This is a genomic window from Streptomyces sp. PU-14G, from assembly GCF_041028275.1.
In the GTDB taxonomy this organism is placed as follows: Bacteria; Actinomycetota; Actinomycetes; order Streptomycetales; family Streptomycetaceae; genus Streptomyces.
The window spans coordinates 1-20,987 of record NZ_JASKYT010000097.1; the positions used below are offsets into that span (position 1 = coordinate 1).

16 protein-coding genes are annotated in these 20,987 nt (G+C 72.6%); 11 read left to right on the top strand and 5 right to left on the bottom strand.

Annotation, left to right across the window (positions count from 1 at the left end; translation table 11 throughout):
- Positions 1–210, bottom strand: a 210-nt coding sequence (locus AB8Z75_RS14215) for a hypothetical protein (RefSeq protein ID WP_369201873.1), incomplete at its 3' end; no start/stop codon positions are given.
- On the opposite strand from AB8Z75_RS14215, the gene AB8Z75_RS14220 reads away from it, so the two are divergent.
- Positions 188–1,996 carry a LuxR C-terminal-related transcriptional regulator gene (locus tag AB8Z75_RS14220; protein ID WP_369201874.1) on the top strand — a complete coding sequence of 603 codons (1,809 nt, stop codon included), beginning with the start codon at positions 188–190 and terminating at the stop codon, positions 1,994–1,996. The two genes, AB8Z75_RS14215 and AB8Z75_RS14220, sit on opposite strands and share 23 nt — an antisense overlap.
- Here the strand turns inward: AB8Z75_RS14220 and AB8Z75_RS14225 are convergent.
- From AB8Z75_RS14225 to AB8Z75_RS14235, 3 genes are all read right to left on the bottom strand, one after another.
- The gene (locus AB8Z75_RS14225) at positions 1,946–2,248 is read right to left on the bottom strand and encodes a DUF6191 domain-containing protein (RefSeq protein ID WP_369201875.1); all 303 of its coding nucleotides are present in this window, start codon (positions 2,246–2,248) and stop codon (positions 1,946–1,948) included. The genes AB8Z75_RS14220 and AB8Z75_RS14225 overlap by 51 nt on opposite strands.
- 17 nt (positions 2,249–2,265) lie before the next feature.
- Positions 2,266–3,396 (bottom strand): sorbosone dehydrogenase family protein, encoded by a 1,131-nt coding sequence (locus tag AB8Z75_RS14230; protein WP_369201886.1) that lies wholly within the window; start codon positions 3,394–3,396, stop codon positions 2,266–2,268.
- A gap of 160 nt (positions 3,397–3,556) precedes the next feature.
- Positions 3,557–4,552, bottom strand: a complete 996-nt coding sequence (locus AB8Z75_RS14235; protein WP_369201876.1) for an aldo/keto reductase — start codon at positions 4,550–4,552, stop codon at positions 3,557–3,559.
- A 141-nt stretch (positions 4,553–4,693) separates the two neighbouring features.
- On the opposite strand from AB8Z75_RS14235, the gene AB8Z75_RS14240 reads away from it, so the two are divergent.
- The 7 genes from AB8Z75_RS14240 (at position 4,694) to AB8Z75_RS14270 (ending at position 16,341) form a co-directional block, all read left to right on the top strand.
- A complete protein-coding gene (locus AB8Z75_RS14240) occupies positions 4,694–5,671 on the top strand; it encodes a 2-hydroxyacid dehydrogenase (protein ID WP_369201877.1) in 978 nt (325 codons plus the stop codon).
- A 342-nt stretch (positions 5,672–6,013) separates the two neighbouring features.
- Positions 6,014–9,322, top strand: a complete 3,309-nt coding sequence (locus tag AB8Z75_RS14245) for a putative bifunctional diguanylate cyclase/phosphodiesterase (RefSeq protein ID WP_369201878.1) — start codon at positions 6,014–6,016, stop codon at positions 9,320–9,322.
- A gap of 272 nt (positions 9,323–9,594) precedes the next feature.
- The gene (locus AB8Z75_RS14250; protein WP_369201879.1) at positions 9,595–11,457 is read left to right on the top strand and encodes an acetolactate synthase large subunit; all 1,863 of its coding nucleotides are present in this window, start codon (positions 9,595–9,597) and stop codon (positions 11,455–11,457) included.
- Positions 11,458–11,488: 31 nt separating this feature from the next.
- Positions 11,489–12,013 (top strand): acetolactate synthase small subunit, encoded by a 525-nt coding sequence (gene ilvN, locus AB8Z75_RS14255; protein ID WP_027735462.1) that lies wholly within the window; start codon positions 11,489–11,491, stop codon positions 12,011–12,013.
- A 204-nt stretch (positions 12,014–12,217) separates the two neighbouring features.
- Positions 12,218–13,216 (top strand): ketol-acid reductoisomerase, encoded by a 999-nt coding sequence (ilvC, locus tag AB8Z75_RS14260; protein WP_369201880.1) that lies wholly within the window; start codon positions 12,218–12,220, stop codon positions 13,214–13,216.
- Between the two features lie 217 nt (positions 13,217–13,433).
- Positions 13,434–15,023: a phosphoglycerate dehydrogenase gene (serA, locus tag AB8Z75_RS14265; protein ID WP_369201881.1), complete on the top strand. Its 1,590-nt coding sequence runs from the start codon at positions 13,434–13,436 to the stop codon at positions 15,021–15,023.
- Between the two features lie 100 nt (positions 15,024–15,123).
- A complete protein-coding gene (locus AB8Z75_RS14270) occupies positions 15,124–16,341 on the top strand; it encodes a DUF1266 domain-containing protein (RefSeq protein WP_369201882.1) in 1,218 nt (405 codons plus the stop codon).
- 30 nt (positions 16,342–16,371) lie between these two features.
- Here the strand turns inward: AB8Z75_RS14270 and AB8Z75_RS14275 are convergent, their stop codons facing one another.
- Positions 16,372–17,559 (bottom strand): PucR family transcriptional regulator, encoded by a 1,188-nt coding sequence (locus tag AB8Z75_RS14275; RefSeq protein ID WP_369201887.1) that lies wholly within the window; start codon positions 17,557–17,559, stop codon positions 16,372–16,374.
- Between the two features lie 251 nt (positions 17,560–17,810).
- Between AB8Z75_RS14275 and AB8Z75_RS14280 the strand changes: the two genes are divergently transcribed.
- The 3 genes from AB8Z75_RS14280 (at position 17,811) to AB8Z75_RS14290 (ending at position 20,844) form a co-directional block, all read left to right on the top strand.
- Positions 17,811–18,737 (top strand): proline dehydrogenase family protein, encoded by a 927-nt coding sequence (locus AB8Z75_RS14280; protein ID WP_369201883.1) that lies wholly within the window; start codon positions 17,811–17,813, stop codon positions 18,735–18,737.
- A gap of 46 nt (positions 18,738–18,783) precedes the next feature.
- The gene (pruA, locus tag AB8Z75_RS14285) at positions 18,784–20,415 is read left to right on the top strand and encodes an L-glutamate gamma-semialdehyde dehydrogenase (RefSeq protein WP_369201884.1); all 1,632 of its coding nucleotides are present in this window, start codon (positions 18,784–18,786) and stop codon (positions 20,413–20,415) included.
- A gap of 300 nt (positions 20,416–20,715) precedes the next feature.
- On the top strand, positions 20,716–20,844 hold the full coding sequence (locus tag AB8Z75_RS14290) for a hypothetical protein (RefSeq protein WP_369201885.1): 129 nt from the start codon (positions 20,716–20,718) through the stop codon (positions 20,842–20,844).
- Positions 20,845–20,987 lie beyond the last annotated feature (143 nt).

A 20,987-nucleotide genomic window follows, 5' to 3' on the forward strand; every position in this document is an offset into this window, starting at 1 on the left:
CACGCGCTGGGCCGCGTCGAGGCGCTGCCCGCAGCGGCCCAGCGCGTGGTGCGCCTCGCCGCCGGCGGTGGCTCCGCCGTCGAACACGCGCTGCTGGCGGCCGTCGCCGGGCTCGGCGGCCTCCCGCCCGCCCCGCTTCATGGAGGTGCTGGCCGAAGCCGTCGTCGCCGCCCGCACCAGCGGCGACGTGACCAGGGCGAAGGCGCTCACCCGCCGCGCGCTCGCCCAGCTCGACGAGGCCCGGGATCCCCTCACCTGCGCCTGGTTCCAGCTCAAACTGGGTCTGCTGACCGAAGAGGCAGGCAAGGGGGACGGCTGGGCGCAGATCGCCAAGGCCCAGGAACTGGTCCGGGGGCTGCCGCCCTCCGCGGTCCACGCCGAGGTGCTCTCCAGCGCGGCGAGCTGGGGCATGGTGCACCGCCCGGGGCGCGAGGCGCTGGCCACCGCCGTACGCGCCGTCGAGCTGGCCCGCGTCGTCGGCGCCACCGTCATCGAGCTCGGTGCCCGGGTCACCCTCGGCACCCTCCTCGCCCAGTCGGGCGACCTCGAAGCGGGCCTGGCCGAGATGGCCCGCGCGCGGGACGAGGCGGACGAGGCCGGCCTCACCAGCGTGGTGATCCGCGCCGCCACCAACATCGCCGTCGAACTGGAGCTGGCAGGGCGCTGGGAACAGGCGGCGGCCGAGGCGGCCCGCGCGGCCCGCGTCGCCCGCGAACGCAACCGCCCCAACTCCTACGCGGGCGCCCTCGCCTCCCACGCGGAAGCCCTCCTGGCGACGGGGGAGTGGGACGAGGCGGCCACGCTCCTCGACGAGGCCAAAGGCGCAGCCCGCGCCGCCGACGTGCGCGCCTGGGTCGCACTCCTGCGGGCCCACCTGGCCCATGACCGCGGAGACCAGCCCCGGCTGGTCTTGGCGGTCGAGGAGGTGGTGGCCGCGCTCGGCAGCTCCCCCGTCGTGGAGCCGCAGAAAGCCGTCGCGCTCCGGCACTTCACCATGGTCCTCGCCGCCCGCCGCGGTGACCTCCAGGAGGCCCGCGCCGAGCTGGCCCGTGCGCTGCGAGAGGGCTTCCGCCCCGGCAGTTACCCGCAGGCCTGGGCCCTGCTGACGGCCGCCGCGGCGCACGAGGCCGAGACCCGCGGTCTCCCCGGCTCCGCACACGGGCGCGGCCCCGTCCTGGACGCGCTGCGGCGCGCCGCCCGCCAGCTGCCACGGCCCGCACCCGTGTGGGAGGGACACGCACTGCTCCTGGAGGCCGACCTCGCACGAGCGGCCGGAGCGAACGACCCGCGCCACTGGGAGGCCGCCGCCCTCGCCCTCGAACCCCTCGGCCGTCCCCACCCGCTCGCCCAGGCCCGCCTCCGCTGGGCCGAGGCCCTGCTGGATTCCGGGACGCCGCGCCGTCAAGCCCCGCGCCACGAGGCGCGGCGACCCGCAGCCGCGCAGGGTTCCGACTCGGGCCGCTCGCCCGGGGACCCGGGTCGCTTCCCCGAGGACTCGGGCCGCTCGCCCGGGGACACGGGTGGCTCGCCCGGGGACATGGGCCGCTCGCCCGGGGACGCGGGCCGCTCCCTTGCGGGCACGGGACGCTCCCCCGGGGAACTGCTGCGCGCAGCGGGAGCCGCGGCGCTGCGCCTGGGGGCGGCGCCTCTGCGCGCCGAGGCCGAAGCGCTCGCGCTGCGCGCCCGGATCGACCTCGACGACAAGCCGGCCGCGGACCCCGCGCCCACCCCACAGGCCCTGCCCGCCGCCTTCGACCCGGCCGAGTCCTTCGGGCTGACCCGCCGCGAGCGGGGTGTGCTGGAACTCGTCGCCGAGGGGCTGAGCAACCGGCAGATAGCCGAACGGCTGCACATCGCGCCGAAGACGGCGAGCGTGCACGTCTCCCACATCCTCGCCAAGCTGGGCGTGGCCGGGCGTGGCGAGGCGGCAGCCATGGCCTTCCGGCTACGCCTGGTCACCCCGCAGGGGGCCGCCGTCCCCGGGCCGGTCCGCTGACCCGGCGGGTCGGGGGCCGGGTGGCGCCGGTGGCTCCGGTGACTCCGGTGGCTCCGCTGATTCCGGTTCGGCGCCCGGCGCGGAGCGGCGCGGCACGGGCGGCCGGATGAGGACGTGCCCCGAGGAGAGGTCTATCGGCCCCGCCCCCGGATCGGTGCTGCCCGCCTCCACGCGGGTGTGCTCCAGCCGCTGCCGCTCGTCGTCGGCGTGTTTGCGACTCGGTGCGAACAACTGCTCCAGCAGATTGAACACCAGACCACCCGGACCTCTCAGCGCACCTCAAGCCGGAGAATACGGTCGTCCCCCTTCTCCGGGGAGCCACGTCCGTCCGTCTCGCTCGTGACCAGCCAGAGCCCGCCGCCACCGGTGCCGGGGTCGGCGACGACCGTGCGGAGGCGGCCGTACTTGCCCTTCAGGAACGACTGCGGTTCCGCCGCGGGTTCCCCGCCCTTGAGAGGGATGCGCCACAGCCGCTCGCCGCGCAGCCCGGCCATCCACACCGAGCCCCTGGCCACCGCGACGCCGCTGGGGGAGGCTTCGGCGGTGCGCCACTGCTCCACCGGGTCCCGGTAGCGCTTGCCGTCACTTCTGCCCTCGGCATCGGGCCAGCCGTAGTTCTTTCCCGGCTCGATGAGGTTCAGCTCGTCCCAGGTGTCCTGGCCGAACTCCGAGGCCCACAGCCGCTTGTCGGCGTCCCACGCCAGGCCCTGCACGTTGCGGTGGCCCCAGCTGTAGACGACCGAACCGGACTCGGGGTTGCCGTGTCCGGGCGGCTCGCCCTCCGGGGTCATCCGCAGGATCTTGCCGCCGAGCGAGTCCTTGTCCTGCGCGAGCCGCCCGTCGCCGGACTCGCCCGTCCCGGCGTACAGCATCTTGTCGGGCCCGAAGGCGATCCGCCCGCCGTTGTGGAGCCGGCCCTTGGGGATGCCCTTGAGGATCACGTCGGGCGCGCCCAGCTGGTCGCCGGGCTCCTTCTTGTCGTCGTAGAGCATGCGCACGATGCGGTTGTCGGACGCGGAGGTGAAGTAGGCGTACACCCAGCTGCCGGCCTGCTCGCCGTCGGGCGGCACCGCGATCCCCAGCAGCCCGCCCTCTCCGCCGGGTTCGACCCCGGGCACGGTGCCGAGCTCGGTCTTCTTGCCGCTGTCCGCCTCGACGCGCAGGATCTTCCCGGTGTCCCGCAGCGAGACCAGCAGGTCCCCGTCGGACAGCGGCGCCAGCCCCCACGGGGACTCGAGCCCGGTCGTCACCGTCTCTTCGACCTTCACGGAACCCTTCGCGGGGGCCGCGCCGCGCGAGGGTCCGGTGCCCGCGGTCGACCGCCCTTCCTCGGAGGGCTCGGCGCCCGACCCGCCGCCTCCGCCGGAACATCCCGCGGCCAGCAGCACCGCACAGGCCATCCCGACACCCACACCCGTCGCACGTCGCACGCTCTGTCTCCTCGGCCCCTCGACACCGAACGCTCCCAGGGGACCACACGGAGCAGCCGCGGGGGAGTACCCCGCGCCCTCACCGCCTTCGTCGACCGCCGGGGAGGAGGCGGCGCCCCGGCTCGCCGGCTCAGTCCCACGACCCCCGGGCCGCGGGGAGGGCGGCGATCTGAGAGAGGTCGTGCTCGGTCAGCTCCAGCGCCGAGGCGCAGGCGTTCTCCGTGACCCAGTGCGGCTTCTTCGTTCCGGGAACGGGCACCACGTGCCGGCCCTGCGCCAGCACCCAGGCCAACGCGATCTGGCCCGGTGTCGCGCTGCCGTGGCGGCGGGCGACCCGGCGCAGCCCGGCGACGATGGGCTGGTTGGCGGCCATCATGTCGGCGGTGAAGCGGGGGTGCCGCGCGCGCACGTCGTCGGGCTCGAAGCCGCCGCCGGTGGTCAGGGCGCCTGTCAGGTAGCCGTTGCCCAGCGGCATGGCGGCCAGGAACCCGATGCCGCGGGTCTCGCACCAGGGCAGCAGGGTGGCCAGGGCTTCCCTGGACCAGACGGACAGTTCGGCCTGCACGGCGCCGACGGGGAAGACCTGCTGGATCCGTTCGAGCTGCCGTATGGTCCCGTCGTGGATGCCGGTGCCCGCGCGCCGGTCCGCGCGGGCGCCGACGGCGCAGAAGCCCAGCGCGCGCACCTTCCCCGCCGTCACGAGCTCGGCCATCGCGCCCCAGGTCTCCTCGATCGGCACCTCCGGGTCGGCGCGGTGCAGTTGGTAGAGGTCGATGGTGTCGGTCTGGAGCCTGCGCAGCGAGGCGTCGCAGGCCCGGTGCACGTATCCGGGGCGGCCGTTGGCGACGATGTGCTGGTCGCCGACGAGCAGTCCGCACTTGGTGGAGACGAACGCCTCGTCGCGGCGCTCCTTGAGCACCCGTCCGAGCAGCAGCTCGTTGGTGAAGGGCCCGTACATGTCGGCGGTGTCCAGCAGCGAGACCCCGGCGTCCAGGGCCGTGTGCACCGCGCGCAGCGAGGTGACACCGTGCTGTTCCGAGGAGGAGTAGGCCCAGCTCATCGGCATACAGCCCAGACCCACGGCCCCCACACCGAGTGCTGCCGCACCGATCGTCCTGCGCTCCACCGCTTTCCTGCTCCCTCCGGGACGGACCCCAAACTAGCGGGCGCCCGGGTGTCACACACGTTTGCCCCGGCCACACCCTCCCCACGCGTCGCCAAGAGGCGCCCCCTGACCTGTGGGGTGGCCGCCCTTTAGTCTCTCCTCATGGCTGATGCGACGGAGGTATGGCTCTCGCTCCCCCCGGAGAGTGTCGAGGGGCTGCCCGACTCCCTGACGTACCGGTACTGGAACGGAGAGGAGGAGTACCCGGCGGACCCCGCGGACTGCGCCTTCTACGTCGTCCCCTATTACCTGGGTGCCGAGGTCGCCGTACGGCCGCTCGCCCGGATGACGGGCCTGAAGGTCGTCCAGACCCTCACCGCGGGCATCGACCACATCGCGTCCGCCATCCCGCGCCTCCCCACCGGAACGCGGGTGTGCAACGCCCGCGGCGTGCACGACGCGAGCACCGCGGAACTGGCCGTCGCGCTCACCCTCGCCTCCCTCCGTGACCTGCCCGGAGCGGTCCGCGCCCAGGACCGCGGCGAGTGGCGTACCGGCTTCCACACCGCGCTCGCCGACCGCACGGTACTGATCCTCGGCTACGGCGCCGTGGGGGAGGCGATCGAGAAGCGGCTGCTGCCGTTCGAGGTCGCCGCAGTGCACCGGGTCGCCCGCTCGCCCCGCGTGGCCGACCTGGGCCCTGTGCGACCGCTGAGCGAGATCGACGATCTGTTGCCGCTCGCCGACGTCGTGATAGTGGCGACCCCGCTCACCGAGCAGACCCGCGGTCTGGTGGACGCCGGCTTCCTGGCCCGGATGAAGGACGGGGCGCTGCTGGTCAACGTGGCCCGTGGCGCCGTCGTCGACACCGGGGCGCTGCTGGCCGAGACCGGTACCCCGGCGTCCGCGCCGGGGGCCGGGGACGGTGTCCCGGGTCGCTTGCGGGCCGCGCTGGACGTGACGGAACCCGAACCTCTGCCCAAGGACCATCCCCTGTGGCGAGCACCCGGAGTGCTGATCACCCCGCACGTCGGAGGGCCCACCTCGGCGTTCCACCCTCGGGCCAGAAGGCTCGTCGGCGCACAGTTGAGGCGCTGGGCGGCCGGTGAGGAGCCGGCGAACACGGTGGCCGTGGCGTAGGTCGGGTAAACCCCCCGAGGCCGCGAGAGGCCACTCTACGGATCCGTACGACTGCACCCTGTTCCGAACTTCCCTCTTGTGGTTACGGTCAGTATTGGGACTATGTCCCTGAGTGACGAACCTGGTGTATCGTCCCGATCGGGGGGCGAAACCCGGACACGAGGGGGGCGACGGGCGAATGCACGATCAACGGACGAACTGCCGCACGGGGGAACGCGCACACGGCGTTCCACGCCACCGCAACCGTCAGCCACGCAACGCGCGTTGCGCCGCACCACCGCACACCGTGCGTGACGCCCGCGCCGACTCCACCAAGTGGCCCCCGTCCTGGCGGGTGGCACGATGACGACCAACGAAGCGGCCCCGCGACGCGACCCGTACTGGACGACCACACCCGCGACCCGCGCAGGCGGCACCGGACGCGGCAGGTCGGTGCCGCCGCAGACCCGCGGAATCCCGCCACGGGCCAGGGGGGCAGCGCCCCGGCCGGACGGAACCGCGGGCCGCCCCGACGGCGTCCCGCCCCAGCCACGCGGAGGAGGCTCGGGCGGCACCACAGGGCTCGCACCGCAGTTGGCGCTCGCCGTCATCTGCGCCGGCTACGCCATCGGAGCAGCCCTCGGCTGGGGCTCGCAGACCGTCGCCGTGTTCATGGGCGACTTCGGGCTCAGCGCCGCCGCGCTGCTGGCCGCCGCATCCTGCCTGTGGTACGCCTACACCCAGCGCCGCGACGCCGAGCGGCCCGGCGCCGCCCACCTGGCACCGGCCCAGCGCGCTCGCCTGCGGGCCAGCCGCCCCGCCTGGGCGCTCTTCGGGGTCTCCTCGCTGATGGCGGGGCTCGGCAACGGGGTGTGGGGCTGGTACGAGCTGGTGCTCGACCAGCCGGTCCCCAGGCCCTCGCTGGCCGACTTCTGCTTCCTGCTGTTCGCGCCGCCGGCGATCGTCGGACTGCTCGTCCTCGCCAAGCGCCCGGTGACCCGCGCCGGCTGGGTGTGCCTGAGCCTCGACGCCTGGCTGATCGGCGGCTCGCTGCTGACGCTCTCCTGGTCCCTCGCGCTCGCCCACACCGCCTACTGGCAGGGCGACTCGGTGGCCAGGGCCGCGCTGAACATGGCCTACCCGCTGCTGGACATCGTCCTCGTCAGCATGGTGCTGGCCCTGCACTTCAGGCGCTCCTCCGCGCACCGCAGCGCCATCAACACCGCGGTCGGCGCACTCGCGCTGACGGTGCTGTGCGACGCGCTGTTCACCTCGCCGATGCTGCGCGAGCACTACGCCTCCGGCCAGTTGCTGGACGCCGGCTGGTTCGCCGGATCGCTGCTGCTGGCGTACGCGCCCTGGGTCGGCAGAAGCCGCGGCACGAGCCCGGCACCGCCGCAGCCGCAGCCGCTGGCCACGGCCCGTGAGGCGGAGGCCCGCGCCACGCACCCCAGCCGGCCGATCTCCGGTTCGCTCAGCGCCCTGACGCCGTACCTGGCGGCGGCCGTGTGCACCCTGGGCATCCTCTACAACTCGGTGGACGGCCGCGAGATCGACCGCGTCGTCCTCTACACAGGATGCACGGTCGTGCTGGCACTGGTGCTGCGCCAGGGCATCATGCTGCTGGACAACATCACGCTCACCCGGGAGCTGGCGCAGAAGGAGAACCACTTCCGCTCCCTGGTGCAGGGCTCCAGCGACGTCATCATGATCACCGCAGCCGCCGGCAGCCTCCGCTACGTCTCGCCGGCCGCGGCAGGCGTCTACGGGCGCGACGCCGAGGACCTGGTCGGCGCCGAACTCTCCTCCCTCGTGCACCCGGAGGACCTCGGGCAGGTGCTGCACGAACTGCGCCGTTTCCTGGCCACCTCTTCCGAGCAGGAGTCGTGCACGAGAATCGAGTGCCGTATCCGGCACGGCCAGGGCCACTGGCTCAACGTCGAGTCCACGGTCAACCGCTACCAGGGCGGCCTGATCTTCAACAGCCGGGACGTGACGGAGCGCGTGCGGCTCCAGGCGCAGTTGCAGCACAACGCCTCGCACGACGCGCTCACCGACCTGCCCAACCGCGCCCTGTTCACCGAGCGGGTCCGTCAGGCCATTGGCGGACGCCGCGGCGGTGACTGCGGCACGGCGGTGCTCTTCATCGACCTGGACGGCTTCAAGGCCGTCAACGACACGGTCGGTCACCAGGCGGGCGACGAACTGCTGGTGCAGGCGGCGCGGCGGCTGCACGAGTCGGTGCGCTCGGGCGACACCGCGGCGCGGCTGGGCGGCGACGAGTTCGCCGTCCTCATCCGCGGCGACGGCGAGCCGGGCGCGCCGCCGGACGCCGAGCGTGAGCTGCGCATACACGACATCGCCGACCGGCTGCGGATCACTCTCTCCGACCCCTACCGGGTCGAGGGCACGCAGGTGCGGGTGGCCGCCTCCATCGGCATCGCCTTCGCCGAGCCGGGCATCACCCCCAGCTCGCTGATGCGCAACGCGGACCTGGCGATGTACCGCGCGAAGCAGGCGGGCAAGGCCCGTGTGGAGCTGTACGCGCCGCAGATGCAGGCGGAGGTCGTCAAGCGTGCCGAGCTGGCGGCGCGGCTGCGCAGCGCGCTGCACGACGGCGAGTTCGCACTGCTGCACCAGCCGATCGTCGAGCTGGCGAGCGGCAAGATCACCGCGATCGCGGCGGAGGCGCGCTGGCGCTCGGAGGCGGGCATCCTGTTCACGCCCGCGGAATTCCTGCGCACCGAGGGCGCCTCGGCGCGCGAGGCCCGCGGCATCGGCGGCGAGCGGGCGGCCGAGGTGAGCCGCTGGCTGCTGGAGGAGGCGGTCGCCCAGGCCGCCGCCCGCCAGCGTGCCGGATACGGGGCCCCGGTGACGGTGCGGCTGCCCGCCCGGCGGCTGACCGAGCCGGGCATGGAGCCGCACAGCGTCGGCGCGCTGCTGGCCCGGCACGGGCTGGCCGCCGCGCCGGGGCCGACCGGCGGCACGGCGCTGGGCGCGCCCGCGGCCAACGCGGGGGTGCCGGGGGCGCCGGGCGCACTGATCCTGGAGCTGTCGGACAGCGATCCGCGCATTCCGCTGGACGAGCTGGAGCGCCGGCTGAGCGCGCTGCGCAGGCTGGGGGTGCTGATCTCGCTGGACGGCTTCGGCAGCGGGTACGCGGCGATCTCGGCGCTGCGCAGGCTCCCCGTCGACATCCTGCGCCTGGATAGGGGGCTGACGGACGGGATCGTGGAGTCCTCCAGGCAGCGGAAGATCACCGCCGGGCTGCTGCGGATCGCCGGCGACCTGGGGCTGACCACGGTGGCCGAGGGGGTCGACCTGCCCGAGCAGGCCACGCTGCTGCGCGAGATGGGCTGCACGCACGGCCAGGGCGCCGTCTTCTCCGGGCCGCTGGACGAGCACCGGCTGCGCACCGCGCTGGCCCGCGGGGTCTACGGGGTTCCGGAGTCGAGCCGCAGCGGGGGCGCTTCCGGCTATGGCGAGGAGCACCCGGAGGGCAGGGGCGCCGCGGTGGCGGTCAGGGGCGCGCCGCCGGTGCGGCGCGGTACCGCGCTGGGCCCTGTGCGGCCCGGGGCCGGGACGCTGACCGCGGGCAAGCAGGGCACGCCCGAGGCCCTGGTGCATCCGGCGTCGCGTTCGGATGCTGAGACGCCCGTCCCACCCACTTGACACTCGGGGGTTGACGGGGAGAGGGTCATCATCATGCGCACCCGAATTCTCGTACTTGGAAAGCGCGTCGGCTGACCGGGGCTCCACACCCCGCGACCTTCCCGGCGCGCTCCCCTCGCTTGCCTGACGGCACGAGGGGTTTTTTGTTGCACCAGCACCTGAGCCCACACCAGCGGTAGCCCGACAACCCCGACAAGCGGGACATGAGCAGCCCCGTCCGAGCGACCGCCCCCGACGAGTGTCAACCCTCACTCTCCGAGAAGAGACAAGCGATGACCGAACAGGCCACCGGGGCCCCCAAGCCGCAGCCGCGGGCCCGCAACGGCGGACAGCAGCCGACTTCCGTTCCGGCCCAGGCGCCCCGCATCACCGGCGCCCAGTCCCTCATCCGCGCTCTTGAGGAAGTCGGCGCCGACACCGTATTCGGCATCCCCGGCGGCTGCATCCTGCCCGCCTACGACCCGATGATGGACTCCTCGCGGGTCCGGCACGTCCTCGTCCGCCACGAGCAGGGTGCGGGCCACGCGGCCACCGGGTACGCGCAGGCCACCGGCAGGGTCGGCGTCTGCATGGCCACCTCGGGCCCCGGCGCCACCAACCTGGTCACCCCGCTGGCCGACGCGCACATGGACTCCGTGCCGATCGTCGCCATCACCGGGCAGGTGGCCTCGGGGTCGATCGGTACCGACGCCTTCCAGGAGGCGGACATCTGCGGCATCTCGATGCCGGTCACCAAGCACAACTTCCTGGTCAAGGACCCCGACGAGATCCCCCGCACCATCGCGGAGGCCTTCCACATCGCCTCCACGGGACGCCCGGGACCCGTCCTGGTCGACATCGCCAAGGACGCCCTCCAGAACGAGACGGTCTTCCAGTGGCCGCCGACCGCCGAGCTGCCCGGCTACCGCCCGGTGACCAAGCCGCACGGCAAGCAGATCCGCGAGGCCGCCAAGCTGATCGGCGAGGCCCGCCGCCCCATCCTCTACGTCGGCGGTGGCGTCATGAAGGCCGGCGCCACCGCGGAGCTGAAGGTCCTGGCCGAGCTGACCGGCGCCCCGGTGACCACCACCCTCATGGGCATCGGCGCCTTCCCCGACAGCCACCCGCAGCACCTGGGGATGCCCGGCATGCACGGCACCGTCGCCGCCGTCACCGCGCTGCAGAAGGCCGACCTGATCGTCGCCCTCGGCGCCCGCTTCGACGACCGCGTCACCGGCAAGCTGGACTCCTTCGCGCCCTACGCCAAGATCGTCCACGCCGACATCGACCCCGCCGAGATCGGCAAGAACCGCGCCGCCGACGTGCCGATCGTCGGGGACGCCCGCGAGGTGCTGGCCGACCTGGTGGTCGCCCTGCAGACCGAGCAGTCCGAGCGCCCGGGCGAGCCGGGGGACCGGTACGCCGACTGGTGGGCCATGCTCGACCGCTGGCGCCAGACCTATCCGCTCGGCTACGACAAGCCCGAGGACGGCTCGCTGGCCCCCCAGCAGGTGATCAAGCGGATCGGCGAGCTGGCCCCCGAGGGCACGGTCTTCGCCGCCGGCGTCGGCCAGCACCAGATGTGGGCGGCCCACTTCATCGACTACGAGCAGCCCGCCACCTGGCTCAACTCCGGCGGTCTGGGCACCATGGGCTACGCCGTGCCCGCCGCGCTCGGTGCCAAGGTCGGCATGCCGGATCGCGCCGTGTGGGCCATCGACGGCGACGGCTGCTTCCAGATGACCAACCAGGAGCTGGTCACCGCCGCGCTCAACGGCGCCCCCATCAAGGTCGCCATCATCAACAACGGCGCGCTGGGCATGGTCCGCCAGTGGCAGACCCTCTTCTACAACCAGCGCTACTCCAACACCGTGCTGCACGACGGCGAGCAGGGCGAGCCGAGCCGGGGCACCCGGGTGCCCGACTTCGTCAAGCTGGCCGAGGCCATGGGGTGCGTCGGCATCCGCTGCGAGGACCCCGACGAGCTGGACGCGGTCATCGAGAAGGCGAACGCGATCAACGACCGGCCCGTCGTCGTCGACTTCATCGTCCACGAGGACGCCATGGTCTGGCCGATGGTCGCGGCGGGCACCTCCAACGACGAGGTCATGGCGGCGCGCGGCGTGCGCCCCGACTTCGGCGACAGCGACGACTGACGGCCACCGGCACAAGGAAGGCATGACACCGATGTCCAAGCACACGCTCTCCGTGCTGGTGGAGAACACCCCCGGCATCCTGGCCAGGATCGCCTCGCTCTTCTCCCGCCGCGGCTTCAACATCGACTCGCTCGCGGTCGGCGTCACCGAGCACCCCGACATCTCGCGCATCACCATCGTGGTGAACGTCGAGGACCTGCCGCTGGAGCAGGTCACCAAGCAGCTCAACAAGCTGGTCAACGTTCTCAAGATCGTCGAGCTGGAGCCCTCGTCCGCCGTTCAGCGCGAACTCGTCCTGGTGAAGGTCCGCGCCGACAACGACACCCGCTCCCAGATCGTGGAGATCGTCCAGCTCTTCCGCGCCAAGACCGTCGACGTCTCACCCGAGGCCGTCACCGTCGAGGCCACCGGCAGCGCCGACAAGCTGGAGGCGATGCTGAAGATGCTGGAGCCGTACGGCATCAAGGAACTGGTGCAGTCCGGAACCATCGCCATAGGGCGCGGCGCCCGCTCCATCACCGACCGGAGCCTGCGCGCGCTGGAGCGCTCCGCCTGAGGGCTTCGACCTGAGGGCTTCGGCCCTGAGGGCTTCCGCCTGAGCGCTTCGCATGACCGAGCGCGGCGACAACCGCGACCGGCCACCCCGCCGAACCCTCCCCGCCGTGGCCGCACGCCGTTGCGGCGGGGTTGGGACGGGCACCCTCGCCCGGCCGCGTAGGTTGGGCACCACACCAAGACTGAGCACAAGGAGAAACATCCCGTGGCCGAGCTGTTCTACGACGACGACGCCGACCTGTCCATCATCCAGAACCGCAAGGTCGCGGTCCTCGGATACGGCAGCCAGGGCCACGCCCACGCGCTGTCGCTGCGCGACTCGGGCGTCGACGTCCGGGTCGGCCTGCACGAGGGCTCGAAGTCCCGCGCCAAGGCCGAGGAGCAGGGCCTGCGCGTGACGGCGCCGGCCGAGGCGGTCCAGGAAGCGGACGTCATCATGGTCCTGGTCCCCGACCCGATCCAGGCCAAGATCTACGAGGAGTCCATCGCCCCCCACCTCAAGGACGGCGACGCCCTCTTCTTCGGCCACGGGCTGAACATCCGCTACGACTTCATCAAGCCCCCGGCCTCCGTCGACGTGTGCATGGTCGCCCCCAAGGGCCCGGGCCACCTGGTGCGCCGCCAGTACGAGGAGGGCCGCGGCGTGCCGTGCATCGCGGCCGTCGAGCAGGACGCGAGCGGAAACGCCTTCGCGCTCGCGCTCTCCTACGCCAAGGCCATCGGCGGCACCCGCGCCGGCGTCATCAAGACGACCTTCACCGAGGAGGCCGAGACCGACCTGTTCGGCGAGCAGGCCGTGCTCTGCGGCGGTACCGCCTCGCTGGTCAAGGCGGGCTTCGACACCCTGGTCGAGGCCGGATACCAGCCGGAGATCGCCTACTTCGAGTGCCTCCACGAGCTGAAGCTCATCGTGGACCTCATGTACGAGGGCGGCCTGGAGAAGATGCGCTGGTCGGTCTCCGAGACCGCCGAGTGGGGCGACTACGTCTCAGGGCCGCGCATCATCAACGACCAGACGCGCGCCGAGATGAAGAAGATCCTCGGCGAGATCCAGGACGGCACCTTCGCCAACAACTGGATGGCCGAGTACAACGCGGGCCTGCCCAAGTACAACCAGTACAAGAAGGCCGACGAGGACAGCTTGCTGGCCACCACGGGCGAGAAGCTGCGCGGTCTCATGAGCTGGGTCGACGAGGACAAGTAAGAGCCCCTTCTTCCTCCGTTCGCGGGCCCGGTACACCCGGTCGCGGGCGCCCTCCCCGGGCCCCGGGGAGGGCGCCCGCACCCTCGGTGTGGGGTGCACGGATCGCCCACATCGAGGGCGGGCCCCTCGATACACTGCGGGGTACACAGGCTCACAGCGTCGTGCGTCTGCCCTCCCGCCCCGCAGGGACCCGCGCTGACCAGGACTTGGAGACCACGTGAGCAAGCCCGTAGTACTCATCGCCGAAGAGCTCTCCCCCGCCACCGTCGACGCGCTGGGCCCGGATTTCGAGATCCGCCAGTGCGACGGCGCCAACCGGGACGAACTGCTGCCCGCCCTCGCCGATGTGGACGCCGTCCTCGTCCGTTCCGCCACGAAGATCGACGCCGAGGCCGTCGCCGCGGCGAGCAAGCTGAAGGTCGTCGCCCGCGCCGGCGTCGGGCTCGACAACGTGGACGTGCCCGCCGCCACGAAGGCGGGCGTGATGGTCGTCAACGCGCCGACCTCCAACATCGTCACCGCCGCCGAGCTGGCCTGCGGGCTGCTCATCGCGACGGCCCGCAACATCCCGCAGGCCACCGCCGCGCTCAAGGGCGGCGAGTGGAAGCGCAGCAAGTACACCGGTGTGGAGCTGAGCGAGAAGACGCTCGGCGTGGTCGGCCTCGGCCGTATCGGCGTGCTGGTGGCGCAGCGCATGTCGGCGTTCGGGATGAAGGTGGTGGCCTACGACCCGTTCGTGCAGCCGGCGCGGGCCGCGCAGATGGGCGTGAAGCTGCTGTCCCTCGACGAGCTGCTGGAGGTCGCGGACTTCATCACCGTCCACCTGCCCAAGACCCCGGAGACGGTGGGTCTGATCGGCCACGAGGCGCTGCACAAGGTGAAGCCGGACGTGCGCCTGGTCAACGCGGCACGCGGCGGCATCGTCGACGAGGAGGCGCTGGCCGCCGCCCTCAAGGAGGGCCGGGTCGCGGGCGCGGGCCTGGACGTGTACGCCTCCGAGCCGTGCACCGACTCGCCGCTGTTCGCCTTCGACCAGGTGGTGTGCACCCCGCACCTGGGCGCCTCCACCGGTGAGGCGCAGGAGAAGGCGGGCATCGCGGTCGCCAAGTCGGTGCGGCTGGCGCTGGCGGGCGAGCTGGTGCCCGACGCGGTCAACGTGCAGGGCGGTGTCATCGCCGAGGACGTGCGTCCTGCGCTGCCGCTGGCTGAGAAGCTGGGCCGGATCTTCACCGCGCTGGCGGGCGAGGTCGCCGTCCGGCTGGACGTCGAGGTCTACGGCGAGATCACCCAGCACGATGTGAAGGTGCTCGAACTGTCCGCGCTCAAGGGCGTGTTCGAGGACGTGGTGGACGACACGGTCTCCTACGTCAACGCGCCGCTGTTCGCGCAGGAGCGGGGCGTGGAGGTGCGGCTGACCACCTCCAGCGAGTCGGCCGAGCACCGCAACGTGGTGGTCGTGCGCGGCACCCTGGCCAGCGGCGAGGAAGTGTCCGCCTCCGGCACCCTCGCGGGCCCCAAGCACCTCCAGAAGATCGTCGCCATCAACGAGCACGGCGTGGACCTGGCCGTCGCCGACCACATGGCGTTCTTCCGCTACGGCGACCGCCCCGGCGTCGTCGGCACGGTCGGCCGCATCCTCGGCGAGGCGGGCATCAACATCGCCGGCATGCAGGTCTCCCGCGCGGAGGAGGGCGGCGAGGCCCTGGTCGCCCTGACGGTGGACGACACCATCGCAGGCCCGGTGCTGACGGAGATCGCCGACGAGATCGGCGCCACCCACGCGCGAGCGGTCGACCTGGCGGAGTGAACCAGGCCCCGCAAGAGGGCGCATGACGGGGACCGCGCGAGCGCTTCGTGCGGTCCCCGTCGTCTCAGCAGCCTTCCACCCTCGCTACGCTGCGGTGTTCATGGGGACACGCGGGGAAGCACAGGGGGAGTACACCGGCTGGACGGCGCCGACCGAGGTCGAACAGGCGCTTGCCGCGGCCCGTGAACGGGAGGACTGGGACGCGTATCTGGCGGCGCTGACACGCGCCGAGCTGTTCTGCTACGTCTTCAAGGACCAGATGGACGGCGGCCCGGTCCAGCCCCGGCTGTACACCCGGGACGGCCGGTGGTGCCTCACCGTCCGCACCCGGGGCCTGCTGCTGCGGGAGCCCCGGAAGCACCTGGTGGCCGCGCGGCTGCCCCATCTGGGGCGGCTGTGGAAACGGTGGAAACTGTCCGACGCCGACTACGTGGGACTCGTCGTCAACCCCGGCACCCCCGTCGAGGCGTACTTCCCGGGCCGCCGCGCCCTGGCCCGGCGCTGGCATCGGCTCACCCGGAAGTTGGACCCCCGGCCCGAGGAGAACGTCCTGCGCACCCGGTGGAACGGCACCCTCACTGGTCCCTTTGCCCACGGCCTGGCCTGCGGTGCCCATCTCGCCGTGGGGAACGCGGTGTTCTGGAACGACGTGGGTGATGTCTGCCTCAGCTACGCGGACGACGAGGAGATCCTGCGTGAACTGTGGGGCGTGACCGACCACGCCGGCTGGCGGGAGCAGCTCGGCCACCTCCTCGCCGGCAGCAACAGCCCGGGCGAGCCCGAGTTCGTGCTCGGGGTGCGGGCGGAACTGGCCACGCGGCTGCCCGGGGCGCAGCTCACCGCTGAGCGCTGGCGCGAGGCTGCTTTCGACCGCCTCGTGGAGGCGCACGAGGGCGCCATGACGGAGGCAGCCGGCCGGGCGCTCCGCGCCACGATCACCGCGGTCACCGGAAAGATTCTGCGGTACGAGGCCCGGTTCCGGGCCGACGGGCTGCTGCCGCCCTCCGGCCGGGTCCGCTCGGCGCTCGCCTACGACTACGGCCGTGCCGTCAACGTCGCCCGGTGGGGCCGGGGCGCCCGGCTGGCCACCACCATGCAGGCGGAGGAGGCCGTGCTGCGTGCGGGAGAGCTGTGCCGCGAGACCTACGACTCCTGGGCGGAGCTGTCCGCCGGCTATGTCCTCGGCCGGGCGCTGCGCTTCGACGAGGAGGCCTTCGGGGAGTGGTACCAGTCGGTGCTGATCCCGCACCGGATTCTCACCGGGGACCCGGACAGCCCGTGGCGGACCCTGTCCTTCGCCGACGGCGCGCCACGCTGAGCGCCGTCGGCGTGCTCGGCTTCGCCTCCCTCACAGCCGCGCCGCCTTCAGGGCCATGTGCAGCAGCAGGCGGTCCTCGCCCTCGTCCAGGTCGAGGCCCGTCAGACGTTCGACCCGGGTGAGGCGGTAGTAGAGGGTCTGGCGGTGGATGCCGAGGGCGGCGGCGGAGCGGCCGGCCTGGCCGGCGCAGTCGAGGAAGACCTCGGCGGTGCGGGCGAGTTCGCGGTTGACCGGGCGCAGCAGGTCGCGGACCGCGGGGTCGGGCACGGGCCCGAGCTCGGCGAGGCCCGTCAGCAGACGGTAGGGCCCGATGGTGTCCCACTCGGCGATCGCGTCCTTGGGGGGTTCGGCCGCGGCGGCCCGCGCGGCGGCCCGCGCCTCTCGCCAGGCGGTGGGCAGCCCGGCCAGCCCGGTGCGGGGCGTACTCAGCCCCGCGGTGGGGCCGCCGTCTCCCGGCAGCGGAGGCCCTGCGGACCGCAGCAGCCGACCAGCCGCCGCTCGGGCCGCGTCCAGCCCGTGCGGGGTGCGCAGCCGCACGAGCGCGGCCAGCGCCCCGTCCCGTACGCACTGCGCCGCGATCCGGGGGAGCGCGGCCGGAAGCGGCCCCTGCCCGGAAGCGCCGGGGTGTTCGTCCTGCTCCCAGGGGAGTACGGCCACCACGGCGAGCGGGCCGGCCGCGGCGTCGCCCAGCGCGGCGGCCAGACCGGCGACGGCCTCGTCCCGCGCGTCGCCGCCCCGCTCGGCGAGGGCCGCGCTCAGCAGCTCGCCGGTCCGCTCCTCGGCGCGGAAGTGCGCGGCGAGCTGGACGCCGGTGCGTTCTGCGACCGTCATCGCGGCGGTCAGCCGTGGGTCGGCCAGGTCGAGCGCGCCGTCGTCGAGGAGCCAGATGTAGCCGTAGACCACCCCGCGGTCCCGCACGGGCAGGCAGATCCGGCCGTGCACCACCCCGGCGGCCGGGTCGGGAGGGATGCGGACGGGGCCCGTGGCCCGGGTGATGCCGTAGTTCTCGAAGAAGGCGCGCACGGCAGGCGCCGACCTGCGTTGCAGGATCGTACGGGTGCGGACCGCGTCCAGTGCCAGATCGGCGCCCTGGCCCTCCTCGTCGCCGCTCTCGTGGGCGCCGAAGGCGATCAGCGAGAAGTCGCGGCCCTCCAGGGTGGCGGGGGTGCCCAGCAGCTGGGAGACCTCGTCGATCAGCGCCTGATAGTCCTCCCGCATGCCCGCCCGGCCTCCGTGCCACTCGTCCGTCGCCCGCCGGAACGCGGTCGTCGCGTCCCACCGGCCATTCTCATACATCTGTATGAGATCTGGTCCACGGACGCGTGACAGCTGTCGATGGTCCGCGCCCGGCCGCGCTCCTTACCTTCGAGGTGGCTCAGCGCACCCGCTGTCCGGTACCGCCGTGCGGCACCGCCCCCAGCACTCCGCGCCGCCGAGCCGCCCACAAGAACAATCCGTGGAGGTGCCCCGTGCTGGGACCCGTGCTCCTCGCCGCCGCGCGCAGCGACAGCATCCGCCGCCTCGTCTCGGCCGCTCCGGTCACCCGCCCGATGGTGGACCGGTTCGTGGCGGGCGAGCACCTGGAGCAGTGCCTGACCAATGTCACCTCGCTCACCGGGCGCGGCATGCAGGTCACCGTCGACCACCTGGGCGAGGACATCACCGACCGCTCGGAAGCCCTCCGCAACCGCGACGCCTACCTCGCGCTGACCGACGCGCTGGCCGGTGCGGGGTTGGCCGAACACGCCGAGATGTCCGTCAAGCTCTCCGCCTTCGGGCAGGCGCTGCCGGGCGGGCACGACCTGGCGCAGCGCAACGTGCTGCCCGTTGTCGAGGCCGCCACGGCCGCCGGCACGACCGTCACGCTCGACATGGAGGACCACACCACGGTCGACTCCACCCTGGCGATCCTCGGGCAGCTGCGGGAGCGCTTCCCCCGTACCGGTGCCGTCCTCCAGTCCTACCTCTTCCGCACCGAGGACGACTGCCACGCACTGGCCGGCGAAGGCTCCCGCGTCCGCCTGGTCAAGGGCGCCTACAAGGAGCCCGCCGACGTCGCCTTCCAGAACAAGCACGAGGTCGACAAGGCGTACGTGCGCTGCCTGAAGATCCTCATGGCCGGCAAGGGCTACCCGATGGTCGGCTCCCACGACCCCCGCATGGTGACCATCGCCCAGAACCTCGCCGAGCGTTACGGTCGGAAGAAGGACGAGTACGAGTTCCAGATGCTGTACGGCATCCGGGAGGCCGAGCAGGAGCGGCTGGTCGCGCAGGGCCACGGCATGCGCGTCTACATCCCCTACGGCACCGACTGGTACGGGTACTTCATGCGCCGCCTCGCGGAGCGCCCCGCCAACATGGGCTTCTTCCTCAGGTCCCTCGTCTCGCGCCGCTGACGCCCCCACTCTTGACGCCAGAATCCCCCGATCACAAGGAGCAACCGTGGACGCCGTGACCCAGGTCCCCGCCCCGTACAACGAGCCGGTGCACACCTATGCGCCCGGCAGCCCCGAGCGTGCGCGCCTGGAGGCCAAGCTCAAGGAGCTGGCCGACAACCCCCGCGAACTGCCGATGACCATCGACGGCGTCAAGCGCATGGGCGGCGGCGAGCGCGTCGACGTCGTACAGCCGCACAACCACCGCAAGGTGCTGGGCACCTACGCCACCGCCACCCGCCAGGACGCGCAGGACGCCATCGACGCCGCCCTCGCCGCGGCCCCGGCCTGGCGCGCGATGTCCTTCGACGACCGCGCGGCGATCATCCTCAAGGCCGCCGAGCTGCTCTCGGGCCCCTGGCGCGAGACGATCGCCGCCTCCACCATGCTGGGCCAGTCCAAGACCGCCCAGCAGGCCGAGATCGACGCCCCCTGCGAGCTCGTCGACTTCTGGCGCTTCAACGTGCACTTCGCGCGTGAGCTGATCACCGAGCAGCCGCTGATCCAGCCGAACGGCATCTGGAACCGCATGGACCACCGCCCGCTGGAGGGCTTCGTCTACGCGATCACGCCGTTCAACTTCACCGCCATCGCCGGCAACCTGCCCACCGCCCCCGCGCTCATGGGCAACGTCGTCGTCTGGAAGCCCTCGCCGACCCAGACCCACGCCGCCGTGCTCCTGATGGAGCTGCTCGAGGAGGCCGGACTGCCCAAGGGCGTCATCAACCTCGTGACCGGCGACGGCAAGGACGTCTCCGAGGTCGCCATCCCGCACCCGGACCTGGCCGGCATCCACTTCACCGGCTCCACCGCCACCTTCCAGCACCTGTGGAAGAGCGTCGGCGAGAACATCGCGACCTACAAGTCCTACCCGCGCATCGTCGGCGAGACCGGCGGCAAGGACTTCATCGTCGCCCACTCCTCCGCCGACCAGGCCGTCCTCAAGACCGCCATCACCCGCGGCGCCTTCGAGTACCAGGGCCAGAAGTGCTCCGCCGCCTCCCGCGCCTACCTGCCCCGCTCCATCTGGGAGAACGGCTTCAAGGACGAGCTGGCCACCGAGGTCCGGGGCCTGACCATGGGCGACGTGACGGACCTGTCCAACTTCGTCGGCGCCGTCATCGACGACCGCGCCTTCGCCAAGAACAAGGCCGCCATCGACCGCGCCAAGGCCGACCCGGCCTGCGAGATCGTCGTCGGCGGTACCTACGACGACAGCGTCGGCTACTTCGTCACCCCGACCGTCATCGCCTGCTCCGACCCCGAGAACGAGGTCTTCAAGACCGAGTACTTCGGCCCGATCATCGCCGTCCACGTCTACGAGGACGAGAACTGGGAGACGATGCTCGACCAGATGGAGTCGGCCTCCGCGTACGCACTGACCGGCGCCGTCCTCGCCAAGGACCGGGCCGTCCTCGCCGCCGCCTCCGAGAAGCTCCGCTTCGCCGCCGGCAACTTCTACCTCAACGACCGGCCCACCGGATCCATCGTCGGCCAGCAGCCCTTCGGCGGTGCGCGGGCCTCCGGCACCAACGACAAGGCCGGCTCCAAGTTCAACCTCATCCGCTGGTCGTCGCCGCGCGCCATCAAGGAGACCCAGGTCGCGCCGACCGACTACCGCTACCCGCACATGGGCTGACGCCCCCGCCCCTGTGCGAAGGAGGCCCGGCCCGCAAGGGCCGGGCCTCCGGTGCGTGGCCGGTGGGTGGCCGAATCCGTGTGGCTCTCGTCTCAGATAGTAGGAAGCCCAACTAATTGGCGAGACAACACGGCTTCCGGCTTCTATCTTTGTAGGAAGCCGATCGTCCCGCTCGACCGAGCGCCTCGCGGATGCGACGCCCGTGCCACCGGCAGGCGACCCCTGCCGCACCGGCGGTCCCCGCACCTTTGGCTGTTCCGGCAGATCTCTCCTCGCACCGCGCAGAAGGAGTTGTTACCCATGGCCACGCCCACAGCCGACCACGTCCCCGCCTCCCGTCTCCGCCGCTCGCGAGCGGCGGCACGGCTCCGCGAGGAGGACCGCCGCAACGCGGCGAAGGCCTTGCAGCGAGCCTTCGACCGCCGCTGATCATGCCCGTGGGGGCATGGTGGCTCCCCCCATGGTCTTCCCCTTCTTTCGTGAGGGTGCCCTCGGCCGTGGTGGGGGCTCCGCCCCCAGACCCCCGGGCCTCGCCGGCCGGGCGTTGGGGCGGCTCCGCCCCCCAACGGCCC